The 25,658-nt window shown below is 38.3% G+C and carries 21 protein-coding genes; 12 read left to right on the top strand and 9 right to left on the bottom strand.

Features of this window, described 5'->3' with window-relative positions:
* Positions 1–466 precede the first annotated feature (466 nt).
* Positions 467–3,265: a DNA polymerase I gene (polA, locus tag BTA34_RS15415; RefSeq protein WP_151436306.1), complete on the top strand. Its 2,799-nt coding sequence runs from the start codon at positions 467–469 to the stop codon at positions 3,263–3,265.
* A gap of 95 nt (positions 3,266–3,360) precedes the next feature.
* On the opposite strand, the gene def is transcribed toward polA, so the two are convergent.
* Positions 3,361–3,879 carry a peptide deformylase gene (gene def / locus BTA34_RS15410; protein WP_151436305.1) on the bottom strand — a complete coding sequence of 173 codons (519 nt, stop codon included), beginning with the start codon at positions 3,877–3,879 and terminating at the stop codon, positions 3,361–3,363.
* Between the two features lie 485 nt (positions 3,880–4,364).
* The gene (gene yihA / locus BTA34_RS15405) at positions 4,365–4,997 is read right to left on the bottom strand and encodes a ribosome biogenesis GTP-binding protein YihA/YsxC (protein ID WP_151436304.1); all 633 of its coding nucleotides are present in this window, start codon (positions 4,995–4,997) and stop codon (positions 4,365–4,367) included.
* A 270-nt stretch (positions 4,998–5,267) separates the two neighbouring features.
* On the opposite strand from yihA, the gene ppiA reads away from it, so the two are divergent.
* The 3 genes from ppiA to argD all read left to right on the top strand — a co-directional run bounded on the left by ppiA (position 5,268) and on the right by argD (position 8,118).
* The gene (gene ppiA, locus BTA34_RS15400) at positions 5,268–5,837 is read left to right on the top strand and encodes a peptidylprolyl isomerase A (protein ID WP_069369599.1); all 570 of its coding nucleotides are present in this window, start codon (positions 5,268–5,270) and stop codon (positions 5,835–5,837) included.
* Positions 5,838–6,210: 373 nt separating this feature from the next.
* The gene (locus BTA34_RS15395) at positions 6,211–6,786 is read left to right on the top strand and encodes an aminodeoxychorismate synthase component II (protein ID WP_100159719.1); all 576 of its coding nucleotides are present in this window, start codon (positions 6,211–6,213) and stop codon (positions 6,784–6,786) included.
* A gap of 117 nt (positions 6,787–6,903) precedes the next feature.
* On the top strand, positions 6,904–8,118 hold the full coding sequence (gene argD / locus BTA34_RS15390) for a bifunctional acetylornithine/succinyldiaminopimelate transaminase (RefSeq protein ID WP_151436303.1): 1,215 nt from the start codon (positions 6,904–6,906) through the stop codon (positions 8,116–8,118).
* A 95-nt stretch (positions 8,119–8,213) separates the two neighbouring features.
* Here argD and crp read toward each other — a convergent pair whose 3' ends face one another.
* Entirely contained in the window at positions 8,214–8,846 is a 633-nt protein-coding gene (gene crp, locus BTA34_RS15385; RefSeq protein WP_004246872.1) for a cAMP-activated global transcriptional regulator CRP, read from the bottom strand.
* A gap of 312 nt (positions 8,847–9,158) precedes the next feature.
* Here crp and BTA34_RS15380 point away from each other — a divergent pair, with 312 nt between their 5' ends.
* Entirely contained in the window at positions 9,159–9,566 is a 408-nt protein-coding gene (locus BTA34_RS15380; RefSeq protein ID WP_023583286.1) for an OsmC family protein, read from the top strand.
* Positions 9,567–9,655: 89 nt separating this feature from the next.
* Here BTA34_RS15380 and BTA34_RS15375 read toward each other — a convergent pair whose 3' ends face one another.
* The 3 genes from BTA34_RS15375 to BTA34_RS15365 all read right to left on the bottom strand — a co-directional run bounded on the left by BTA34_RS15375 (position 9,656) and on the right by BTA34_RS15365 (position 11,789).
* Positions 9,656–10,525, bottom strand: coding sequence for a phosphoribulokinase (locus BTA34_RS15375; protein ID WP_109374239.1), 870 nt, complete (start codon positions 10,523–10,525; stop codon positions 9,656–9,658).
* A gap of 65 nt (positions 10,526–10,590) precedes the next feature.
* Entirely contained in the window at positions 10,591–10,812 is a 222-nt protein-coding gene (locus tag BTA34_RS15370) for a YheU family protein (RefSeq protein WP_151436302.1), read from the bottom strand.
* Positions 10,809–11,789, bottom strand: coding sequence for a hydrolase (locus BTA34_RS15365; RefSeq protein WP_151436301.1), 981 nt, complete (start codon positions 11,787–11,789; stop codon positions 10,809–10,811). Before BTA34_RS15365 ends, BTA34_RS15370 begins: the two co-directional genes overlap by 4 nt.
* A 99-nt stretch (positions 11,790–11,888) precedes the next feature.
* Here BTA34_RS15365 and BTA34_RS15360 point away from each other — a divergent pair, with 99 nt between their 5' ends.
* The 3 genes from BTA34_RS15360 (at position 11,889) to BTA34_RS15350 (ending at position 15,797) form a co-directional block, all read left to right on the top strand.
* Positions 11,889–12,494, top strand: coding sequence for a LysE family translocator (locus tag BTA34_RS15360; RefSeq protein WP_151436300.1), 606 nt, complete (start codon positions 11,889–11,891; stop codon positions 12,492–12,494).
* A 748-nt stretch (positions 12,495–13,242) separates the two neighbouring features.
* Positions 13,243–14,103, top strand: coding sequence for an SIS domain-containing protein (locus tag BTA34_RS15355; RefSeq protein ID WP_151436299.1), 861 nt, complete (start codon positions 13,243–13,245; stop codon positions 14,101–14,103).
* Between the two features lie 149 nt (positions 14,104–14,252).
* A complete protein-coding gene (locus tag BTA34_RS15350) occupies positions 14,253–15,797 on the top strand; it encodes a methyl-accepting chemotaxis protein (RefSeq protein WP_151436298.1) in 1,545 nt (514 codons plus the stop codon).
* A 99-nt stretch (positions 15,798–15,896) separates the two neighbouring features.
* On the opposite strand, the gene BTA34_RS15345 is transcribed toward BTA34_RS15350, so the two are convergent.
* The 3 genes from BTA34_RS15345 to BTA34_RS15335 form a co-directional block, all read right to left on the bottom strand.
* Positions 15,897–17,642: a methyl-accepting chemotaxis protein gene (locus BTA34_RS15345; RefSeq protein WP_151436297.1), complete on the bottom strand. Its 1,746-nt coding sequence runs from the start codon at positions 17,640–17,642 to the stop codon at positions 15,897–15,899.
* Between the two features lie 538 nt (positions 17,643–18,180).
* Positions 18,181–19,869 (bottom strand): methyl-accepting chemotaxis protein, encoded by a 1,689-nt coding sequence (locus BTA34_RS15340; protein WP_151436296.1) that lies wholly within the window; start codon positions 19,867–19,869, stop codon positions 18,181–18,183.
* 331 nt (positions 19,870–20,200) lie between these two features.
* Positions 20,201–22,135, bottom strand: coding sequence for an ABC transporter ATP-binding protein (locus BTA34_RS15335; RefSeq protein ID WP_151436295.1), 1,935 nt, complete (start codon positions 22,133–22,135; stop codon positions 20,201–20,203).
* Positions 22,136–22,256: 121 nt separating this feature from the next.
* Here BTA34_RS15335 and kefG point away from each other — a divergent pair, with 121 nt between their 5' ends.
* From kefG to slyD, 4 genes are all read left to right on the top strand, one after another.
* Positions 22,257–22,808 carry a glutathione-regulated potassium-efflux system ancillary protein KefG gene (gene kefG, locus BTA34_RS15330; RefSeq protein WP_151436294.1) on the top strand — a complete coding sequence of 184 codons (552 nt, stop codon included), beginning with the start codon at positions 22,257–22,259 and terminating at the stop codon, positions 22,806–22,808.
* Positions 22,808–24,661, top strand: a complete 1,854-nt coding sequence (gene kefB / locus BTA34_RS15325) for a glutathione-regulated potassium-efflux system protein KefB (RefSeq protein WP_151436293.1) — start codon at positions 22,808–22,810, stop codon at positions 24,659–24,661. Before kefG ends, kefB begins: the two co-directional genes overlap by 1 nt.
* A 13-nt stretch (positions 24,662–24,674) precedes the next feature.
* Complete coding sequence (locus tag BTA34_RS15320) at positions 24,675–24,878, top strand: YheV family putative zinc ribbon protein (protein WP_151436292.1); 204 nt, start codon at positions 24,675–24,677, stop codon at positions 24,876–24,878.
* An 89-nt stretch (positions 24,879–24,967) separates the two neighbouring features.
* On the top strand, positions 24,968–25,606 hold the full coding sequence (gene slyD / locus BTA34_RS15315) for a peptidylprolyl isomerase (RefSeq protein WP_151436291.1): 639 nt from the start codon (positions 24,968–24,970) through the stop codon (positions 25,604–25,606).
* Positions 25,607–25,658: the final 52 nt, after the last annotated feature.

Genomic DNA, 25,658 nt, shown 5'->3' with positions numbered 1-25,658 from the left:
TCGCTAAGTGATTGATTTTTTAATTATGTTAATAAAATTAAAAGGAGGCTAACTTATTAATATTGAGAGGGTTACAAAACTACTCACAGAGTTATCCACAGGTTGTTTTGATGTTGTCTAAAAAATAAATCCTTAATAAAAAAAGATGACACTAATATGAACGTTAATATTTATAATGAGTAATTGGCTCTATCTTAAATACTTTCTAAATTACACAGTAAGTTTACTTGTTAGTCGTTGTTTTTAATTGAAATCAGATTAAGGGATATGGCTTCTGATAAAAAAGTACTTTAATTAATATTAAGTTATCACTCATATTTATTCTTTCTGTTAAGTTCGGTTAATAATAAATAATTGAGTATTTAAGCCGAATTTCTGCATTTAAGAACAGGTAAAATTCGTCTATTGGGCTGTGATGTGGCATTCTAGTCATATCAACGAACCTCAGAACAATGATGAACAGATTATGGTCCAGATAGCAGAAAACCCCTTTATCCTTGTAGATGGCTCTTCATACCTTTACCGTGCCTATCATGCCTTTCCACCGCTAACCAATAGCCAAGGTGAGCCAACTGGTGCAATGTATGGTGTGTTGAACATGCTGCGCAGCCTAATAATACAGTATAAGCCAAGCCATGTTGCGGTTGTGTTTGACGCTAAAGGTAAAACATTCCGTGATGAGTTGTATGAGGAATATAAATCTAATCGTCCTCCAATGCCGGATGATCTGCGTGAACAAATAGCGCCTTTACATGAAATGGTGCAAGCAATGGGTTTACCCTTGTTATCTATTTCAGGTGTGGAAGCGGATGACGTTATTGGAACATTGGCACTAAAAGCAGCGGCTGATGGACGTGATGTTCTAATCAGTACTGGTGATAAAGATATGGCGCAATTAGTGACGCCAAAGATCACACTGATTAACACCATGACCAACGTTATTTTAGGTCCTGATGAAGTTAAAGAAAAATACGGTGTTCCTCCCGAGCTGATTATTGATTTCCTCGCATTAATGGGAGACTCATCAGATAACATCCCTGGTGTTCCGGGAGTGGGTGAAAAAACCGCACTGGGTCTTTTACAAGGGCTTGGTAGTTTAGAGGATATCTATCAACAGCTTGATAATATCGCAACGTTGAGTTTCCGTGGCGCTAAAACACTGGGTGCTAAAATGGCAGAGCATGAGAAAGTGGCAAAACTTTCTTATAAGCTGGCAACGATTAAAACCGATGTTGAACTCGATAAAACGTTTGATGATTTAGTGGTTAAGGAGCCAAATTTAGATCAATTATTAGAGATGTTCACGCGTTATGAGTTTAAACGCTGGATAAGTGATCTTCAAAATGGTGGCTGGTTAGCACAGCGTAGTACACAAAAAGTTGTTGTCCCTTATACCTCAGAAGCCGTTAACTCCAAAGATGCGCCTGTATCAGCTAATTTCCCTGTGATTACACAAGAGAATTATGAAGCTATCTTAACGCATGAAAGTTTAGCTCGATGGGTTGATCTTCTCAAAAAAGCGCCTGCATTTGCCTTTGATACAGAAACGGACAGCTTAAATAATATTGATGCTCGTTTAGTAGGATTATCATTTGCTATTGAACCGAGTAAAGCCGCTTATATTCCATTGCGTCATGAGTATTTAGATGCGCCAGACCAACTTCCTATTAATGATGTGCTAGCGGCATTAAAACCTATTTTAGAAGATAAAAACATTCTAAAAATTGGGCAAAATTTGAAGTTTGATCGTGGCATTATGGAAAATGAAGGTATCGAATTAAACGGCATCCATTTTGATACGATGTTGGAATCTTACGTATTAAATAGCGTGAGTAATCGACATGATATGGATACTTTGGCTGAAAAGCATTTAAACCATAAAACCACAACATTTGAAGAAATTGCCGGTAAAGGTAAAGGTCAGTTAACGTTTAACCAAATTGAGGTTGAACAAGCGACGTTATATGCGGCTGAAGATGCTGATATCACTTTATTACTCCATCAAGCGCTATACCCTCAAATAGAAGCCATAGCGCCTCTTAAGCATGTTTATCGCGATATCGAAATGCCATTAGTCCCTGTGCTTTCTAGAATGGAACGTAAAGGGGTATTAATTGATGCTCAAGTGTTAGCTGTTCAATCTCAAGAAATTACACAGCGTTTAGCTGAAATTGAAAAAGAGACGTTTGCGTTAGCAGGGCAAGAATTTAATCTCTCTTCACCTAAGCAGTTACAAGAAATTTTATTTGATAAGTTGCAGTTGCCAGTTATCAAGAAAACCCCGAAAGGTGCGCCATCTACCAATGAAGAAGTATTGGAAGAATTAGCGCATAGCCATGAATTGCCTCGTTTAATTTTAGAGCATCGTGGCCTTGCGAAACTAAAATCTACCTATACAGATAAATTACCATTAATGGTAAATAGTAAGACGAAGCGTGTACATACTTCATATCATCAAGCGGTGACGGCAACGGGGCGTTTATCTTCTCGTGATCCGAATCTTCAAAATATCCCAGTGAGAAATGAAGAAGGGCGTCGAATTCGCCAAGCATTTATTGCGCGTGAAGGTTTTAAAATTGTTGCTGCCGACTATTCTCAAATTGAATTACGGATCATGGCACATTTATCGCAAGATAAAGGCTTGTTAGATGCCTTTGCTCAAGGTAAAGATATTCACCGTGCAACTGCATCTGAAGTGTTTGGTATCCCTTTAGAAGAAGTTACCTCTGAGCAACGTCGTAGCGCGAAAGCGATCAACTTTGGTCTTATTTATGGCATGAGTGCATTTGGCTTATCACAACAGATTGGTGTTGAGAGAAGAGAAGCTCAGCGTTATATGGATCTCTATTTTGAACGTTATCCGGGTGTCTTGGACTATATGGAGCGCACACGTAAACAAGCTTCTGAACAAGGCTATGTTGAAACCTTAGATGGTCGTCGCCTCTATTTACCAGAAATTAATTCAAAGAATGCAATTCGTCGTAAAGCTTCAGAGCGTGAGGCGATTAATGCTCCAATGCAGGGTACAGCTGCAGATATTATCAAAAAAGCCATGATTGCTGTGGATAATTGGATTTGCAATGAATGCCCTGCTGATGTGCATATGATTATGCAAGTACACGATGAATTAGTGTTTGAAGTGCGAGAGTCTTACCTAGAGAACGCAAATCTCATGATCCATAAATTGATGGAAAGTAGCATGGAATTAGCTATTCCGTTGAAAGTTGAAGTGGGTGTTGGTAATAACTGGGATGAAGCACACTAGTTTTTAAATACGATCCTTAAAAAAAAAGCTCGGTTAATTACCGAGCTTTTTTATGTCAAAACTTATCAAAATATGAAAAAAAGATAAGTGAATAATTAAGCAACTTGTGAGTCGATCAGTTTGCTCAATTTCTTCTGTTTTTTCTCAATCCGTTGGCGTTTTAACGGAGATAAATGGTCAATAAAGAGTTTACCATCAAGATGGTCTAACTCATGCTGAATGCAGCCTGCAAACAAATCAGCGGCTTCAAATTCAATTTCATCACCATTTCTATCCAATGCCTTAACCTTTAAGAAGCGGTAACGCTCTGTTGGGGCAAAAGAATCTGGAATAGATAGACACCCATCCATCATATCCATCACTTCATCTTCAGTGCTGATAATTTCAGGATTGATAAGTGCAATTGGTTGATCTCGGTTTTCAGAAACATCAATTACAACAATGCGTTTAGATACATTAACCTGAGGTGCCGCTAAGCCAATACCTCGTTCTGCATACATGGTTTCAATCATGTCATCGATTAATGTGCGTATTTCGTCATCTACTTTTTCCACTGGTACTGCGACTCTGCGCAGACGCTCATCTGGAAAACGCAGGAGCGTTAATACAGCCATGGATACCTCATTTTATCGCTAATTACATATTTACTACGGTCTCGCGATAAGCGTATCACAAAATCATTAAGGATAAACCGCACCTTTTGTGTGATTTGTTCTATTTTTAATCATATTCACGTAAGTGATTAAAGTCTCATAATTATGTAATTAAACTACATTTATTTATGGTTTGAATACATAAACACATAGCTGAATCGTGTCTGCATGTGAAAAAAAATTACAAAAGGGCTTTTATTAACCAATAAAATAGAGTACATTATCTCTCGTAGGGTACAGAGGTAAGATGTTCTATCTTTCAGACCTTTTACTTCACGTAATCGGATTTAGCTGAATATTAGCTGCCCCAGTTGACTTTATTTCAACTGGGGCATTTTTTTATCTAAAATTCACTGAAGTGGTTTGTGCAAGAAGTGAAAGGGAAAAGAGATTTCCCCTTTATCAATAGAAGATCAGCACGCTATCGTTGAGAAAAAAGAAGATAATTAAGCGTTGCCATTATTTGTAGGTTGTTCTTCTGAACCTGAAAACCATTCATTAAGTGTGTTACGTAGCTTATCAATGCCAATTTTTTTCAATGATGAAAAATATTCTACGCGGATATCACCCACTTTATTTGCCAATTCTTCACGTACGCTCATTAGCTGCTTTTTACGTGCGCCTGATGCAAGTTTATCGGCTTTAGTCAGTAAAACGAGAGTAGGAAGCTCTGAGCCTACAGCCCAGTCAATCATTTGCATATCAAGATCTTTTAATGGATGACGAATATCCATTAAAATAACCACACCTTTTAAGCACTCTCTTTTTTGTAGGTATTCACCTAAAGAGCGTTGCCATTTACGCTTCATTTCTTCAGGAACTTGGGCATAGCCGTAGCCTGGTAAATCGACTAAGCGTAAGCCTTCTTCAATTTGAAAAAGGTTGATTAATTGCGTACGACCTGGGGTTTTACTGGTTCTGGCTAATCCATTTTGTTGGGTTAACGCATTTAAAGCACTGGATTTACCGGCATTAGAGCGACCCGCAAAGGCAATTTCAATTCCTGTATCTGGTGGTAAATGACGGATATCAGGCGCACTGATGATGAAATGTGCTTTTTGGTAATTAAATTGGGTCATTATGGTATAAACCTCTCTGAAATAATGCGGCTTTTCATGCATACTCATTTCAATTTCGCATGAAAATGAATATCTAAAATATTTATTTACTCTATTTTGGCGCAATTTAATGACTTATAACAGTGCTTAAAAATTAAAATTTACCCTGTTATAACCTAATTAGACATATTGAGCGTAAATAAAGGTAAATGATTGGCACTATTTACCTCAGCGAATTAGAATCGCTGCATATTAAGTAAGTTGTAGACTATTAAAGTAAAGGATCCCTGCATGTTAAAACGTTTTCTTGTCACCTTCGTTACCGCTTGCACTTTAACAACAGCGACTTTTGCAATGGCAACGGGAGAAACCTTCGTTAAATTAGTCACCTCTGAAGGCAATATTGAAATATCACTGGATAATAAAAAAGCCCCAATTACAACGAAAAATTTTATTCAGTATGTCGAAGATGGGTACTATAACGGCACCACTTTTCATCGTGTTATTCCTGGCTTTATGGTTCAAGGCGGTGGTTTTACTGCTGATTTACAGCAAAAACAAACCAGAGCGCCAATTAAAAATGAAGCAGACAATGGATTACGCAATGTAAAAGGTTCTATTGCCATGGCGCGCACGTCAGATAAAGACAGCGCAACCAGCCAATTCTTTATTAATGTGGCTGACAATGCATTTTTAGATCACGGTCAACGTGATTTTGGCTATGCCGTATTTGGTAAAGTTGTGAAAGGAATGGATGTCGTTGATAAAATTTCACAAGCTCCAACTCGTAATATTGGACCTTACCAAAATGTGCCAGTAAAAACGGTCACTATTTTATCTGCGGAAGTTGTAAAACAATAAACGCATTATTAGGATAGGGTATTTACTTATTCTAATAAGATGAAATACATATAAACCGGAATGAATATTTTCATTCCGGGGTTTTTAGCACGAAAAAATATTTTTTATCCTTCCTTTTTTCGTGTGATCTCCTGCAATAAGTATTCGCCACGCTATTAATTACTCTATTCATCATCAATTACCGCCATTATTGTTATTGCGCAATAAATCAGCAGATTTTCTTGCTTACTATTCATATTTTATACCTGTGCTATGATAATCGGCTTTGTTGTACCCAAGTCGGTTAAACAACGAGCTATTTTGGCAAATCTACACTCGCTTTAAAATAGTAATAAAATAGATAATGATAAGAAAATCAGTCGGATAGGCTAATATGCTGTTACTTATTGATAATTACGACTCGTTTACCTACAACCTCTATCAGTATTTCTGTGAATTGGGTGCTGAGGTTGTTGTTAAGCGTAACGATGAGATCGGACTTAAAGAGATAGAAAAGATGATGCCAGCACATCTTGTTATCTCGCCAGGACCTTGCACTCCTGATGAAGCTGGGATCTCACTTGAGGCTATACAGCGGTTTGCCGGTGAAATTCCTATTCTTGGCGTTTGTCTTGGACATCAAGCGATAGGACAAGCTTTTGGTGCATCAGTTATCAGAGCGCGAGAAGTGATGCATGGTAAAAATTCATTAATACATCATAATCAACAAGGTGTTTTTAAGGGGCTTAATCGTCCTTTAAATGTAACGCGTTACCACTCTTTAGTGATTGATGCGACGACATTACCTGTACCTTTTGAAGTGACGGCATGGAGCCAACATGATGGAAATGTTGATGAAATTATGGGAATTCGCCATCGTACTCTGCCAATTGAAGGGGTTCAATTTCACCCAGAAAGTATTTTAAGTGAACAAGGGCATGAGCTATTAAATAATTTCCTTAAATATTAAATGGATAGCATTTAAATAGCGAAATAATGCCTTTTTATACAAAACCACATTTGATTTTTTATTCATATTTAGTGATTATATTTTCATATTAAATATGAATAACGATCAGGTGGGGTAATGAAAAAGCAAAGCATCAACCGGGCAACTTACGATCAAGTAATGTTGCCAATTTATTCACCCGCAGAATTTATTCCTGTCAAAGGGATGGGTAGCCGTGTTTGGGATCAGCAGGGAAAATCGTATATTGATTTTGCTGGTGGTATTGCTGTTTTAGCACTGGGACATGCCCATCCTGCTCTTAATCAAGCCTTGAAAGAACAAAGCGAACAACTTTGGCATGTAAGTAATATTTTTACTAATGAACCCGCATTGCGCTTAGCTCAAAAATTAATAGATAACACATTTGCAGAACGTGTCTTTTTTGCCAATTCAGGCGCAGAAGCGAATGAGGCAGCATTTAAATTAGCGCGCCATTATGCCATTACTCGCCATAGCCCTTATAAAACTAAAATTATTGCTTTTCACCATGCATTCCATGGCAGAACACTGTTTACAGTCTCTGTTGGTGGGCAACCTAAATATGCAGATGGTTTTGGCCCTAAGCCTGCAGATATCGTACACGTCCCCTTTAATGATTTAGATGCGGTTAAAGCGGTAATGGACGATCACACTTGTGCTGTTGTTTTAGAGCCAGTTCAAGGTGAAGGTGGCGTAACGGCGGCAACACCTGAGTTTATGAGAGGGCTACGTGAATTGTGCGATAAGCATCAAGCGCTGCTTGTTCTTGATGAAGTACAAACGGGTATGGGGCGTACAGGCAAGCTTTTCGCCTATATGAACTATGATGTGACACCCGACATTATTACAACCGCAAAAGCACTAGGAAGTGGTTTTCCACTTAGTGCAATGTTAACAACACATGAGATAGCTTCTGCAATGGGTGTCGGAACTCATGGTACAACTTATGGTGGCAATCCATTAGCTTGTGCCGTGGGTAATGTCGCATTTGATTTAATTAATACACCGGAGGTATTGGAGGGTGTAGAAAAGCGCTATCAATGGATTGTGGATGAACTGACGGCAATCAATCAAATCTATAATGTCTTTTCGCAAATTCGTGGGCAAGGTTTATTGATTGGTGCGCAATTGGCACCACAATATGAAGGTAAAGCCAAAGAGTTACTCGGTCTTGCTGCCAAACATGGCTTAATGATGTTAAACGCAGGAGCCGATGTGATGCGTTTTACACCATCGTTAATTATTACCCAAGAAGAGCTACAAGAAGGAATGGTGGCATTAAAAGCGGCTATTGCGGAATTTGTAGCAGGGTAGTATCGACTAAAAACCCCATCAACGAGGATGGGGTTTACATATAAAAGTCTATCAATAGCCCTTTTATAGGCTATTGTTTATTCGAGCGGGGAAACTTAGCGAGTCCCGTAAACGACGATAGTTTTACCGTGTGCGGAGATCAAGTTTTGATCTTCCAGCATTTTCAGAATACGGCCTACAGTTTCGCGTGAACAACCAACGATTTGACCAATTTCCTGACGTGTAATTTTAATTTGCATGCCATCAGGATGCGTCATTGCATCGGGTTGTTTTGCTAAGTTTAATAAGGTTTGTGCAATACGACCTGTTACATCAAGGAAAGCAAGGTTACCTACTTTTTCTGATGTGGTTTGTAATCTGTTCGCCATTTGAGCAGAAAGGCGCATCAGAATATCAGGGTTAACCTGAATTAATTGGCGGAATTTTTTATAGGAAATTTCTGCTACTTCACAGGCTGTTTTTGCTCTAACCCATGCACTACGTTCTTGATCTTCTTCAAATAATCCAAGTTCACCGATGAAATCCCCCTGATTTAGGTAGGAGAGGATCATTTCTTTTCCTTCTTCATCTTTAATAAGAACAGCTACGGAACCTTTAACAATATAATAAAGTGTTTCCGCTTTCTCACCTTGGTGGATCAGCGTGCTCTTGGATGGATATTTGTGAATATGGCAGTGTGACAAAAACCATTCAAGAGTCGGGTCTGTTTGCGGCTTGCCGAGAACCATTCGCGTTATCCTCTGTACGTTAAATGCAGCCTTTCAAAACGGATAGGTTCCCTTTTGAGACAGCGTGCTTAAAAATCCTATCTTTACCTATTAACTTCCTGAGAACACGGTAAGTTAATATGGAGTAGATTATAATAAATGAGAAAATAATGCATTGATCTTAACCACTATCATCAAGCAGATATTGTTTTTAACACAATTAGTGCATTAAGTCTCGTTTTACGCAGTCAGCATAATAAACCTATTTGCTAATTGCCAGTTGAATTATGAGTATGTACTCTTTTAGTTTCTGTCATCTTTAGGGGAAAATAAATGGAAGCGAGAGTTAAGTGGGTTGAAGATTTATCTTTTGTTGGTGAATCTTCATCTGGCCATCAAATTATGATGGATGGGAATTCGGGTGATAAAGCCCCAAGCCCAATGGAAATGGTATTAATTGCTGCGGGTGGATGTAGTGCGATTGATGTCGTGAGTATTTTACGTAAAGGTCGTCACCAAGTGACTGATTGTGAAGTGAAATTAACATCAGAGCGACGCGAAGAAGCCCCTCGTTTATTTACGGATATCAATTTACATTTTATTGTTTCAGGTAAAGAGTTAACGGATAAAATCGTAGAACGCGCCGTTCAATTATCGGCAGAAAAATATTGTTCTGTTTCTTTAATGCTAGGAAAAGCAGCCAATATTACGCATTCATTTGAAATAAAAGATGCTGACTAATTTTGATATTTTAAAATAAAGTTTAATCTGAAAAATAATATCCCTTAATTAATGGGATATTATTTTTATAGAGATAAATTTTATTTTGGTTAACTTATCTTTTCGCCATTTAATAATTTTTTGACTAATGGCGCCATAATTAATTCCATCGCTAATCCTAATTTCCCGCCCGGTACAACAATAGTATTTATTGTTGACATAAAGGAGCCATGCAACATCGCAAGTAAATAGGGAAAATCAATATCGGTTAAGCCTCGAAAACGAATAACAATAAAGCTCTCATCGAGAGTGGGGATCGCTTTGGCAGAAAAGGGGTTTGAAGTATCAACCGTCGGAACGCGTTGGAAGTTAATGTGAGTGCGTGAGAATTGAGGAATAATATAGCTAATATAATCATCCATTGAGCGTACAACCGAATCTCTTACCGCCTCTTGTGAATGCCCTCGTTCTGTGGTGTCTCGAATGAGTTTTTGTATCCACTCAAGGTTTACGATAGGTACAACGCCCACTAATAAATCAACATGTTGTGCAACATCATGTTCGTTGGTAACTACACCCCCGTGTAACCCTTCATAAAAAAGAACATCGGTATTATTTGGCAAAGGCTCCCAAGGGGTAAATGTACCCGGTAATTGGTTATAGGGAGTGGCTTCATCATAAGAGTGTAGATATTTGCGAGATTGCCCTTGCCCTGTATCACTATACTGACTTAAGGTCTTACTCAGTAAGCTAAAATCATTTGCTTCAGGACCAAAATAACTGATATGTCTACCTTGTTCTCTGGCTTTTCTTATCGCCATATCCATTTCAGGACGGGTATAGCGATGGAAGCTATCTCCATCAATCAATGCTGCATTTGCATTGAGTTGTTGGAATATCTTACGAAAAGCTTGGCTTGTTGTGGTCGTCCCTGCACCACTAGAGCCAGTTACTGCGATGATCGGATGCTTGATTGACATAGGTTATCCTTTTGCTAAATAAGGTTGACCCTTATTGATGGCGATACATCGCTTGCTTTGAATAACTAACCAGAGCGAAACTGCGATGCCGGCATAATATTGACGCTCTCATGAAGTTCTGACCAAACCAATACGGCTTCACCGGATTTAAGCTGTTTTTTTACGTCGGCGACTTTTTGTTCAAGCGTTTTCTCTTGGATACCATAATCAGTGCCTTCTCGTAAAACAAAACTTTCAATAAGATTATCAAGTGCCTCTGTGGAAAGATCCTTCCAAGGAATTATCATTTGGTTTTCTCCAAATAAGCGGATAACCAGTCAGGTATTCGACTTTCAAGCCACATCACGGGTTTAGACAGTTTTCCACTGACAAAACCGACATGTCCACCAAACTCGGTGAGTTGATATTCAATGTTATTTGGTAAGGTTGTGATATCAGGAATAACATCCGCAGACATAAAAGGATCATCTTTAGCGTGAATAATCAGTGTTGTTTTCTTTATTTTATTTAATAAAGGCAATGCGCTGCATTGGCGATAATAATCTAACGCATCTTTAAATCCATGGATTTTAGAGGTAATTAAATCGTCAAATTGACGTAGTTTTTTAATGGATTTTATCGTTAACAAACTAATGGGTAACGATTCAGGATAACGAACAAGCTTACGTGTTGCGTTATTTTTCAGCTCTTTTAACAGATACCATTGATAAAAACGAGAAAAGCCATGTTCAATTTTTGTTGAGCATGGTTCTAGCATTAATGGCGCAGAGACAATAACGGCAGCATCGACAACCGCATTTTCACCACTTTCTGCGAGATAATAGGCAAGCATATTTCCACCAAGAGAATAACCAACGGCGGCTGTTGGTTGCTCACCAAATTCTTTTTTCAGCCAATTTAAGAAGTAGCGAGCATCTTCCGTTTCACCAGAGTGATAAATACGGTTTTGTCTATTGGGTTCACCACTACATCCTCTAAAGTGCATCACAACGCTTAGCCAGCCCCTCTCTTTTGCTGCGGCTAACATGCCGTGAGCATAAGGGCTGCTAAATCCACCTTCTAAGCCATGAAAAATGACTAAGCGTGGTTTATTGAGTGCCATTGTCGGATCTTCACTCCACGCTAAATCGACAAAATCGTTGTCTGGAAGATTGAGTCGTTGCCAATATGGCGTAAGTTGTGGTGTCCTGCGTACAATTCTTGGTAAGAGCGTTTGTAAATGTGGATTTTTAGCCCAACGCATTGGATTAAAGTATTGAGACATATTTTCCGTCTATCAAAATGAATTAACACTTGTTTGCTAAATAACATACTGCTATTTTCGGTGAAAATAAAACATCTGTCACATCTTTGAGCACTTATAATGACAATTAGTCTGATTTCATCGTTAGCTATTTTCCTGTTTATTGCGGCTATCACGCCTGGACCCAACAACTTATTGCTGACTTCATCAGGCGCTAATGTAGGTTTTAAAAGCTCATTAAAGCTGATGGCTGGTATTATGCTGGGTATGCAATGCGTTTTATTGAGTTCCGCATTTGGTGTTGCCGCATTATTGATAATTTATCCTGCACTGCACATTGGATTGAAGATAGTCGGGAGTGCGTATCTACTTTGGCTTGCTTGGAAAACGGCAACATCATCTTATCAGCGTTTAGATATTCCAGCAAAAACACCCCAAGCAGTAAGCTGGTTTCAGGGTGGATTATTGCAATTTCTAAATCCAAAAGCGTGGATGATGGGCTTAGGTGCAGTAGGAAGCTTCAGTTTATCGGGCGATGCTTATTTTAGCTCCGTTATTGCGATTAGTATTGTTATGGTCATTGTTAATTTCGTTGCGGGTATTGTTTGGATTTTAGGTGGCACATTAATTAGCCTATTTTTACAAAGCAGACAGTCTTGGTTTATTTTTAATATCTCGATGGGATTATTAACAGCACTTTGTGTACCGTTGATTTGGATCGGGTGAATTAAAAAATAGTTATAAATCAATAGATAACTTAATTTTTTTAGTTTTAATAATGTTTTTTTAAGTTTGGTTGAAATGATCTTTCTGAATGTGTATTAAAAAAAGAGTATTAATCTATCAAAAGAGAGATCTGCGATCATCTGTCATCTTTATTATGTATGTTACAGTATGAATTATATGAAAGGCTTATTAATTTCGGGTTTTTACTTTTTTTAATATCCGCCTTTTTATTAAAATATGCCATTTAATCTATTTTTACATCATTAAAAATAAAAATAATTCCTCGATAAAGGAATTATTTATTCCTTGTTATTGTTTGTAATTAAAGGTTTTTTATTGTGTTAATGTTTTTAAAATGTGTTTTATATTGTTATTTAGTTAATGATTATGTTTAACAACGCAATTTTACTGAATATAAATATATTCAGTTTATATCGTATTATTGACCAAGAAGAATAAATTATTATTTAGAATTGGAAAAAATTAAATTAAGTATTATAAAATATAGAGGTTAATGTGTGAGAGATTGAATAAAAAAGTCAATATAACGTTATTATAAGAACAAGTCTTTCGATAATAATATTACTTTTTTTATGATTTATTGTGTCTCATATTGTGTCTCATATTGTGTCTCATATTTTGTTTCTAATTGATTTTATTCTAAAAACCTAATTACTTTAGGTATTAAACGTTTTATCAAAATTATTCCATATATAACTATATTGTACTCGAAGTGGATATTGTCATTATGCCAACATTAACGAAGATTGCGTGGATCAAGCCTGGTATGGCGACAAATCAACGTAAAATAGCGGATTATATTTTAGAGAACCCAGAAAAAACGGTTACTCTTTCATCACAGCAACTCGCTGAAACAATGGGGGTGAGTCAATCCGCTATTGTTAAATTTAGCCAAAAAATTGGCTTCAAAGGCTTTCCTTCTTTGAAACTTGCCATTAGTGAAGATCTTGGGCGAAAAAATGCAAATACTGGGCAAGATCCTAGCATATTACATAATCAGATTGGCTCTGAAGATAGCTTAGTTGTAATCGCTCAAAAGCTTGCTCAAGAGAAGAATAATTCTATCAGTGATACCACTCGCAAAATTAATTACCTTCATTTTGAAAAGGTGATCCAGCTTATTGATGAAGCTCAGCGAGTTCAGATTATTGGTATTGGGGGGTCAGGGTTAGTCGCAAGAGACTTAAGTTATAAATTACAGAAAATAGGAATAACTACTCTGATTGAAACAGATCATCATGTTCAGATATCTGTTGCTCAAATGTTAAGTTCAAAGGATTTACAGATAGTTGTTTCTTATAGTGGCAAAAGAAAAGATATGTTGGTTGCGGCCTCTGTGGCTAAAAAACAGGGAGCGAAAATCATTGCTATTACTGGAGAAAAACACTCTCCATTAGGAAGAATTTCTGATTATATATTAGAAACAATTGCGGATGAAGGTGAGTGGCGAAGTGCTTCAATTTCTTCACGTACAGCACAAAACACGATCACCGACCTTATTTTTATGGCGTTATTAAAGAAACGTGATGAGTGTGCGAAGACATTAGTGCTGAGTTCACAGGCATTAATTAATAGCTTGGATAATTAAAAATTTTGAACTGATTCAAAAAACTAATATTTAAATGTAGGTATTTACACTTATTGCTAAAGTTATTCTCCTAACAGCCGAAACGATAGTTATTTAGGCAGTCTTTTTTTGTTGAGATGTTTTAATTTCAATGTCGAGGAGAGTAACTAATGCGTAACAATCAACCGGTGACACAGCGAGAATACCCGGTATCTGAAAACGCAACACTGATGTCAACGACAGATCTTGATGGCAATATTATTTATGCCAATGAGGACTTTGTTGAAGCCAGTGGGTTTTCAGTGGAAGAACTTGTGGGGCATCCCCACAATATTGTCCGACACCCAGATATCCCTTCAGAAGTTTTTAAGGATATGTGGAGAACCTTAAAGCAAGGCGAGGTTTGGACTGGGATCGTGAAGAATCGGCGTAAAAATGGGGATCACTATTGGGTAAGAGCGAATGTCACTCCTATTATACGTCAGGGTAAAATTCAAAGTTTTATGTCGGTAAGGACGTCGGCAAAAAAAGAGGAAATAGCACAAGCCTCAGCACTTTACGCCGCTTTTAATCAAGGTAAATACCCTTCACACACGTTTTTAAAAGGCGCTTTTGTTTATAAAGGATGGCAACGTTGGCGCTCATGGAATCAAACAATTTCATTAAAAAAACGACTCCGTCTTTTTATCCTCTTACCTTTGCCTTTTATGTTGTTAAGTGCATGGTTTGCTGGTTTATCGGGTTATGCTCTTTTTATGCATATCGCGATTTTGCTGGTATTACTGATGGCAAATGAACGTATTCTCTATTTTCAGCTTGTTAAGCCAATTAGACTACTTAATGAGCAAGCGAATCGAGTTGCAACTGGCGATGAACATAACGTTACGTATATCAATCGCATCGATGAAGTCGGCATGACACAGCGTTCCGTCAATCAATTAGGACGCATGTTCCGTTGGTTGGTAAGTGATGTGAGTCATCAAATTCATCAAGTCGATATTTCTTGTGATCAATTAGCCGCAGGTAATCGCGATCTGTATGTGAGAACAGAACAAACCGCCAGCAATGTTGAAGCAACTGCTTCAACGATGAATGAATTAACAACGGCGGTAAGCAGTAATAGTGAAACGGCAGGGCAGGCAAATAATCTCTCTAATATCACTTGTGAGGCAGCGATAAAAGGAGGTAGTGCAATGGATAATATCGTTACTACCATGAATGATATTGCGAAAAGCTCTGATCGTATTAGTAATATCATTGGTGTTATTGATAGCATTGCTTTCCAAACGAATATCCTTGCACTTAATGCATCCGTAGAAGCGGCTAGAGCCGGTGAACAGGGGCGAGGTTTCTCCGTAGTTGCAACAGAGGTCAGAGAATTGGCACAACGCAGTGCTGAAGCAGCGAAAGAGATCAAAGCATTGATCAATGCTTCAAGTAGCAATATCAAAGTGGGTTCAAAGCAGGTCAATGAAACAGTTGGAACAATGGAAGATATTGTGGTGCATGTTAAAAATGTGACCGATTTAATTGGTGAGATCAGTCTTGCATCATCAGAGCAGAGTGCGGGTTTAAAAGAGCTTGGCCGTGCTGTCGAAAAATTGGAATCGATTACGCATGAAAATGCGAATTATGTTTCGAAAGCCTCAGTGATTTCAGGTGAAATGAAAGTACAAACTAACTACTTAGTTAGTGCAATCAATGTATTTCATTAATTTGTCATTATTTAAGAAGTAAAAGAAAAAGACACCTACTAAAAATAGGTGTCTTTGTGTGTATCTAAATCACGTTGTTATTATGTTCAAATTAATGGGTTAAAAGCTTGTCCAATCATCATCTTCACCGTCATTTACAGTCGTTGTTCCTTTTGCTGATTTCCTCTCTTTCACTTCATCTTTGACTGTATTTTTTATCTTTTCATCTTTTGTATGTAGCGATTTTTCAGATGAGAACTGTTTTTCTATTACTTTGTGTTGTGCCTTTTTATTGAACTGTTCACTTTCAGCCGTTTTAAACTGTTCAACGATTTGTTCAAGATTACCGGCTTCTTCAGTCAATAAGCTGGCAACAGCGGAAGATTGTTCAACCATAGCCGCATTTTGCTGTGTTGCTTTATCCATTTCAGTCACCGCAAGAGAGACTTGAGTAATGCCTCGAGTTTGCTCTTCTGACGCAGATAAAATTTCAGTCATTGAATCTTCAACATGTTTTACGGATGTCAGTATCTCACCCATAGAAATGCTAACTTGTTCAACGAGATCATTACCATGGCGAACACGGCTAATAGAGGCATCAATTAACTCTTTAATTTCTTTTGCAGCTTCAGCACTGCGTTGTGCCAATTCTCTGACCTCTGTTGCAACTACGGAGAAACCACGACCTTGTTCACCGGCTCTGGCCGCTTCAACCGCAGCATTTAATGATAAAATATTGGTTTGAAAAGCGATGCTATTGATAACCGCAGTGATCTCGCCAATTTTTTGTGAGCTATCAGCAATGTCAGTCATTGTTTTCACCATTCTATTGGTGACATCGCCCCCTTTGCTGGCAATATTGGAGGTCTGACTGATAAGGTGTGAAACTTCACGAGCGCTTTCTGTATTATTTCTCACTGTTGCTGTGAGTTGTTCCATACTTGATGCCGTTTCCTCTAATGCACTCGCTTGTTCTTCGGTACGACAAGAAAGATCGGTATTTCCTGCGGATAACTCTTGAACACCTGTATAAATATGATGACTTGTTCCTCGGATCGCATTCACAATTAATGACAGTTCAGTACGCATATATTGAATACTGGTAATTAATTGGTCGATTTCATTATTTCCTTTTGCTGTGACATCTTTATTTTCTAATAAATTTCCTTGTGAAATTTCCGACATATAATCGACAATTTGATTGATACGTAAAACAATATTTCGACGTATCCAAAGCACAACAAGGACAGTGAAAAGAATAAAAATAAACATAAAGACAAAAGATAAAACTAAGGTACGTTCATAATTACCTTGAGCTGCTTTTATTGCGTGAGTAACAACGTTATCACTAAGATAATCTGTTGCTTCATAAAGGGATTGAGTGAAGCGTTCATTGGTATTATGTGCATAAAGAGATTGAAAACCGTAGTAATCGCGGATCTCTAAACATGATACAAGTTGGTCAAGATCGTAAAGCACTCGATTAAAAAGCTTCTTCATGCTCTCTATTTTTTCGGGATTAAAATCTGCGTCTTCGGTAGCCGTGAAGTATGCGGTAATAATACGTGTAACTTCTTGTTTTCGTTTTGGATAAGTAGAAAGGAAGTCAGAGATTTTATTTTCAGCAATATCGGGTGTGAGATGAGCTTCAAACATAATATTGAGCATATCTTCACGTAATTTATTCAACTCAGCATAACCATAATCCATCGTTTTTATCTGTTCAAAGCCATTTGCTAATTGTGAGATCCGTTTATTTGTTAAACTCGCGTCACGGATACTCATTGCACCAGAAAAAAGTTGAATAGCGCAAAACAGTATTAAGATAAACATTAAGCCATTAGATATTTTTATTCGTTTCAGCATAGCCTTACCTATTTAATTGGTTTGTAGGACACACAGCAAGGAGCGATAACTATTTATCAATTAAACTTATTCGGCTTAATATTTAAAAACTTTACCTTTTCTACTCTGTTTGATAGTAAAAACGACTTATATTTCTTTTTTTAGCTTTAATTATCAGCTAATGGCTAAAATTTTCTAATGATTAATAGAAAAGACTATAAGTGTATTAACTTACTTATATTTTGTGTTAATTATTAAAATATAAATATTAATAATGAGTTATTAAGTATTAAAATGATAATAAGCAGTATTTTATTTTTATTTATCTTTTTATCTTATAATAAGTAAAATAAAATTATCAATTTCATAAATACTCTTAATATTTCTGAAAAAACGCTTTTATTTCGTATGAAAAAAGGTCTGTTTTTTGTGTTTATGTGAAGTGAGATCAAAAATACTCCCAGAAAAATGACTGGGAGTAGGGTAGGGAGAGGTTTTGTTATAGTTCTGGGCTATTTTTTACACCGCCATCTCTCTTGATGTTACGTGAAAGAGATAATTAAAAGCTTTCCCAATTATCATCTACTTCGTGATTATTGGTTTTGATTGTGGGGGTTTTAAGTGTTTCAGTGTCTTGCGATTTAGCTGAAAATGCGGGCAATTTAGCTTTAGCGGGTGCGGCTTTTTCGTGCTCCACTTTAAATGTATTCACAATCGTATCCAACATACTTGCTTGTTCGCTTAATGTGGCAGAAGCAGCCGTTGATTGTTCAACCATCGCCGCATTTTGCTGGGTTGCTTTATCCATCTCATTAACAGCGAGGCTGATTTGTGCAATACCACGCGTTTGCTCTTCTGATGCAGATAAAATTTCCTTCATCGAACCTGAAACATGATTAACAGATGTAACAATCTCACCCATTGATAAACTTACCTGTTCGACGAGATCATTACCTTGTCTAACACGTAATATTGTCGATTCAATAAGTTCTTTGATCTCTTTCGCCGCTTCTGCACTGCGTTGTGCTAAGTTGCGAACTTCACTGGCAACAACAGAGAAACCTCGGCCTTGTTCGCCTGCTCTTGCTGCTTCAACAGCAGCGTTAAGGGCTAAAATGTTGGTTTGGAAAGCAATATCATCAATAACTGCAGTAATTTCACCAATTTTTTGTGAGCGATCGGCAATGTCAGTCATTGTCATGACCATCTTATTACTATGCTCGCCACCTTGAACGGCAATATCGGCAGTGCTCATAACAAGCTCTGTTACTTCACGAGCGCTTTCCGTGTTATTACGAATAGTTGCGGTCATTTGCTCCATGCTGGACGCCGTTTCTTCTAATGCGCTGGCTTGCTCTTCAGTTCGGCTCGATAAGTCATTATTACCCGCAGCAATCTCTTGTACGCCTGTGTAAATGGTTGTACTCGTATTTCGAATAGAACTTACCATCTCTTTTAATTGAGCGCGCATTTGCTGTAAGCCAAGCATGAGCTGATCGATTTCAGTCTTACCTGAAATATCGCTATCAATGCGACTGACTAAATCACCTTTAGCAATTGTTTCTTGATAGGCGATCATTTGGCTAATGCGAGCAATAATGTATTTGCGGATCCAAATAAGCACTAAGGTGGTAAAGAGGAGGAAGATACCCATAAAGAGTGATGCTATCCACAACATGCTGTGGTAATTAGCTTCTGCTTCAATCACTGAAGGGTTAACAACTTCATCGGTAATAAAGTCTGTGGCTTCATACAATGAATTTGTGAAGTTAGTGTTTGCTGGGCTTTTTAAAATTAAACGAACCGCGTTAGTGTTACGTTCACTTAAATACTGCGCCAGTAAATCAAGATCAGTTCGGCTCTTTTGATATAGCTGTTTGATCTGTGCCATACGTTGCTGATCGAAACCTGTTTGCACGGATAGTTCCACATACTCATTCATCAATGCATCAACTTGCGCTTTACGTGCAGGCATTGTTTGCATAAATGCGGTGATGTTTGCATCCTCAGCTTGAGGATTTGAAATATAACTAAATGCTTGTGCAATAATATCAGTACGTAATGTATTCAACTCCGCATAGGTATTATCCATGGTGCGTAGTTGATCGAAACTGTATGAAATTCTTTTAAGAGTATTTTGAGTCTGGTAGGCATCGTGAATGCTTTGTACTCCAGAAATGATCTGAATAATACAAAACAGAGTCAGGACACACATTAAACCTTGAGAGATTTTAATTCGTTTTAACATAACCCTACCTATTAGCTTTGCCTTTTCGTTGGTAAGTGGGAGGTCCACTTAGCAGAATGATTAATTCGGCTGGAATGTTGAAAACTTTAGCGTGAAAGAATTTATTTCCCTTACTTAATATAAATAGGTAGAAAATAAAAGTTAGATGATTATTTTTATTGGGTTATTGTTGGATAGGGTAAGATTATGTTTTGTGTAAATCGTGCTATTGTAAAATGATATAAATACCGTAAGTGAAATGAATTGTATAAATTTTCAGAATGAATGGACAGACAAAAAGAAAGGAACTATTTTACTTAAAATAGTTCCTTTTTTAATGAATTGGGTTGTATTACTGGGCTTCAAATGTGTTTGTCATTTCTTCCAGCGTTTCTTGTAACTCCATCCACTCCATTTCCGCTTCTTCTAGTGCAGATTTCGCAACACCTTGTCGGCTTAAGCAATCAGAAAGCTCATTTTTACGGCTAGTATCATAAATACCACTATCAGAAAGAGCCGTTTCGATATCACTAAGCTCTTGGCTTAATTTATCCATCTTGCTTTCTAATGTTGTGAGTTTCTTGCGTAAAGGCTGGGTTTGTTGTCTAAACTCTGCTTCTTTGCGTTTTTGCTCTTTTTTATCTTGAGCACTTAAATTGGCGGTTGCCGTGGTATTGTTGTTATCTTGTTGGCTTTTATTTGCCTGTGTCTCTTGGCGATTTTGATCAACTAACCATTGTTGGTAATCATCAAGATCGCCATCAAATGGCTCCACTTGACCATCGTGTACAAGATAGAGATCGTCAGTGGTAGAGCGTAATAAATGCCTATCATGCGATACAACAACAATTGCGCCTTCAAAGCTAATTAGCGCTTGGGTTAGGGCTTGGCGCATATCTAAATCAAGGTGGTTTGTTGGTTCATCCATTAATAGCAAGTTAGGACGTTGCCAAACTAAAAGTGATAAGACTAAACGTGCCTTTTCACCTCCAGAAAATTGACCACAAGCATCCGTGACTTTATCGCCATGGAAACCGAAACCACCTAAATAATCACGTAATTTTTGTTCAGTCTCTTTGGGTGCTAAACGAGTTAAATGCTGTAGTGCTGATTCATCAGAGCGTAAAAACTCTAATTGATGTTGGGCAAAATAACCCAGTTTAATACCTTTAGAAAGAGCCAACTTTCCCTGTAACGGCTGAATTTCGCCTGCAAGTAATTTAATCAGTGTCGATTTACCTGCACCATTGCGCCCTAATAATCCAATACGAGAGCCAGGAACTAAATTGAGTTTGATATCATTAAGAATAACTTTTTCACCATAACCCGCGCTGACTTTCTCCATTGATAAAAGAGGATTAGGTAAGCTTTCAGGTTGGCGGAAACTAAATTGGAATGGGTTATCTGAATGTGCAGGAGCAACACGTTCCATTCGCTCAAGCATTTTTACACGGCTTTGAGCTTGTTTTGCTTTTGTCGCTTTCGCTTTAAATCTATCTATAAAACTCTGTAAGTGTGCAATTTTGGCTTGTTGGTTCTCAAACAAAGCTTGCTGTTGTGCGAGTTTGGTTGCACGTTGCATTTCAAACGAAGAGTAGTTACCCGAATATTCAAAGATCTTTTCTTGCTCAATATGCAAGATTTTATCCACGATAGGATCAAGAAAATCACGGTCATGGGAAATTAAAATAAGTGTGCCTGTGTAGCTTTTTAGCCATTTCTCTAGCCAAATAACAGCATCTAAATCTAAGTGGTTGGTGGGTTCATCGAGTAACAGTAAATCAGATCGACAAATCAGCGCTTGTGCTAAGTTTAAACGCATTCTCCAGCCACCTGAAAATGATTTTACCGGTTCATTAAGTTGCTGTTGGCTAAAACCTAAGCCATTTAGTAAGGTCGCCGCACGAGATTGTATTGTCCATGCATTAATGGCATCTAATTGTCCGTGTATCAGTGCAATAGCGTGACCATCATTTATCTCGTTAGCTTTTTGTAATCGTTGTTCTAACTGACGGTATTCTCTATCACCATCAATAACATAATTAATAGCAGGCACATCAAGTGCTGGTGTTTCTTGGTTAACCCATGCCATTGACCATGTACTAGGATAAGTGGCATTACCGGCTTCAGCTTGAAGTTCACCTTTCAATAAAGAAAGTAATGTGGTTTTGCCACAGCCATTTTTACCGACTAGACCAATTTTTTGCCCTGGGTTAATGGTTGCACTGGCATTGTCCAGTAACACTCTGACACCACGGCGAATTTGCAAAGAAGAAAAAACAATCATAAATATCGTCTATTAAGAGTATGTAAATTAATATATAGAGTAAGTTGTTCGTAACTGTTGGTCACAATGCGTGCATGGTAACGGAAAAAATGGTTTCTGACACGTTTTGTAAGGAGGAATGATGTCAAACGCATCAAATGTATTACTGGTGTATGTTCATCCCGAACCGCGCCAATCAATCGCCAATAAAGCGTTATTAAATGCGGTGAGGGATTTAGAGAATATAACTATTCATGATTTATATGCTACTTACCCTGATTTTTTTATTGATATACACCATGAACAATCTTTGCTGTGTAAACATCAAGTGATCGTTTTTCAATTCCCATTGCAAACATATAGTTGCCCTGCGTTATTAAAAGAGTGGCAAGACAGAGTATTAACTCGCCCATTTGCTAACAAAGCAGGTAAGGCACAATTAAAGGGTAAGTCATTTCGTTGTGTTATTACAACGGGAGAGCCTGAGCAAGCTTATCAACATGATGGAAAGAATCGCTACACTCTGTCTGAATTATTGCGCCCACTCGAATTAATGGCAGAAATGTGTGGTATGCGCTGGCTATCACCAATGATTGTGTATTCAGCAAGACAACAATCTAAAACAACACTGACTCATCTCGGTGAAGCTTATCGCCATTGGTTAAGTGCGCCATTTGAAGGGGAGCGAGCTTAATGGAAGATAATTGGATGATTAAAGCTGTGCTCTTTTTCCTGTGTGCTGCCGTGGTTATGGTGCCTATTGCACAACGTCTTAAAATTGGTGCGGTACTCGGTTATTTAATTGCGGGTATTGCCATTGGTCCTTGGGGATTAGGGTTGTTTAAAGATGTCGATAACATCTTACATTTTGCTGAGCTAGGTGTGGTCTTTTTAATGTTCCTTATTGGCTTGGAATTGGAACCCGCCAAGTTATGGGAATTAAGACGTGCCATTTTTGGCGTTGGTTCAATGCAGGTGGTATTAACCGCCTCTATTTTTTCAGGGCTTATTCTCGTTTTTACGTCTTTCTCATGGCAGGCTGCTGTTATTGGTGGATTAGGCATTGCGATGTCTTCCACCGCGATGGCATTGCAACTTATGAACGAGAAAGGAATGAACCATAATGAAGGCGGGCAATTAGGGTTTGCTGTTTTACTTTTCCAAGATATGGCAGTTATCCCTATCCTTGCTGTTATTCCCTTGTTAGCCGGAGAAACGGCAAGCAGTGATTGGTATCGCATTGGCGTAAAAGTGGCAGCTTTTGCTGGGCTGCTGATTTGTGGTCGTTATTTATTACGTCCACTCTTACGTTTAGTCGTGAAATCTGGAGTGAGGGAGGTTTTTACTGCTGCGGCGCTACTTGTTGTATTAGGTGCTGCTATTTTTATGGAAACCCTCGGTTTTTCAATGGCAATGGGAACCTTTATTGCGGGTGTGCTATTGGCAGATTCAGAGTATCGACATGAATTAGAGATCTCCATTGAACCTTTTAAAGGTCTACTTTTGGGGCTATTTTTTATCTCTGTTGGTATGTCTTTAGATATTGGTATTTTATGGCGTTATCTTCCACAAGTATTATTAGGCGTCTTAGTTCTGGTTATTGTGAAAGCGTTGATACTTTATAGTATTGCTTGGCTAGCGAGATTGCGCTTTTCCACACGTTTACAATTCTCAGCTGTATTAAGCCAAGGCGGGGAATTTGCGTTTGTTGTTTTCTCAACATCGATGGCAATGGGCATATTAAATAGTCAGCAAATGGCGTTATTGTTGGTTGTTGTCACACTTTCTATGATGACAACGCCTCTTGTGATGCAAATGACAGACGCTGTGTTTGCTCGCCGTTATAATGAAGCTAAAACAGACGAACAGCCCTTCGTTGAAAATAACCACCCAGAGGTCATTCTCGTCGGATTTGGTCGAATGGGACAGGTTGTAGGGCGTTTGTTAATGGCGAATAAGATAAATGTCACGGTATTAGAGCATGATGTCGGAAGCATAAGCACCATGCGTAAATATGGCTATAAAGTTTATTATGGTGATGCTACCGATCTCAATCTATTGCGCGCTGCCGGTGCAGAGCATGCTAAAACTATTGTTATCACCTGTAATGAGCCTGAAGCTACGATGGAAATCGTTCATCTTTGCCAACATCATTTTCCTAATTTGCATATTATTGCGAGGGCAAGAGGGCGTGTTGAAGCTCATGAGTTGCTCAAAGCGGGGGTGACAGATTTTAGCCGCGAAACATTTTCTAGCGCCTTAGAATTAGGACGTAAAACGTTAATTGAATTAGGCATGCATCCTCACCAAGCTTATCGGGCGCAACAGCATTTTCGTCGTCTGGATATGAACTTATTGAGAAAGCTGGTGGATGAATCGCCTGAAGAAGTCTCTAACGTTTCTCGAGTAAAAGAAGCGAGACGAGAACTTGAGGAGCTTTTTAGTGAAGAAATTCGTCAAGAGCACCATCAGCCTGATATTTGGGATGAATCTTTAACAGAAGACATTCCTCAAATACATAAAGAAAAAAAATCTATTGATAAATAGGAGAACTGACCCCATGTCTGCAACCCGTAAACGCTTTATCGCAGGAGCCGTGTGTCCACACTGTCAAGCTCTAGATACACTCAAAATGTGGCGTGAAGATAAAGTGGATATTGTGGAATGTGCGAAATGTGGCCATCAGCAACGGCAAACAGAGGGTGAAGTTAACTCACTTGTTCGTGAAAATGAACAAGTCATTGGGATCTTTACACCACAATAATTGTAGGTTTTTTTGATATAACCCGATACAGAAGATTTATTTTTCGTTACAATCGGGAAAATTTTGCCCACGGGTATGTAGGAGATGTCATGAAAGTAGCAAACGACTTGGTAGTTAGTCTGGCTTATCAAGTAAGATCAGAAGACGGTGTTTTAGTTGATGAGTCCACGGTGAGCGCACCGTTAGACTATCTGCATGGCCGTGGTTCTTTAATCAGTGGTTTAGAAAATGCATTAACAGGTCGCGAAGTCGGTGAAAAATTCGACGTAGAAGTTGCTTCTGATGATGCATATGGTCAATACGACGAAAACTTAGTTCAACGCGTCCCAAAAGATGTTTTTGTGGGTGTTGATGAGTTAGAAGTTGGCATGCGTTTTCTTGCTGATACCGACCAAGGTCCAGTACCAGTAGAAATCACTGGTATTGAAGGTGACGAAGTTATCGTTGATGGTAACCACATGTTAGCAGGTCAAAACCTGAAGTTTCATGTTGAAATCGTTGCAATTCGTGAAGCGACTGAAGAAGAATTAGCTCACGGTCACGTACACGGTGAAGAAGAAGAGCACGAATGTTGTGGTGGCCACGGTCATGGTGAAGAAGGCGGATGCTGTGGCGGTGGTCACGGTCATGGTCATTCACACGATGAAGAAGGTGGATGCTGCGGTGGTGGCGGTCATGGTCACGGTGGCCACGGTCACGGCAATGGCGGTTGTGGTTGCCAGCACTAATCTTTCTTTGAAAAGATCAAAAGGAGCGTTTAAGCGCTCCTTTTTTGTTTCT

This window comes from Proteus sp. CD3 (assembly GCF_008808075.1).
In the GTDB taxonomy this organism is placed as follows: domain Bacteria; phylum Pseudomonadota; class Gammaproteobacteria; order Enterobacterales; family Enterobacteriaceae; genus Proteus; species Proteus appendicitidis.
The sequence above is the reverse complement of the archived record's forward strand: the minus strand, read 5'-3'. Positions and strand labels throughout refer to the sequence as shown.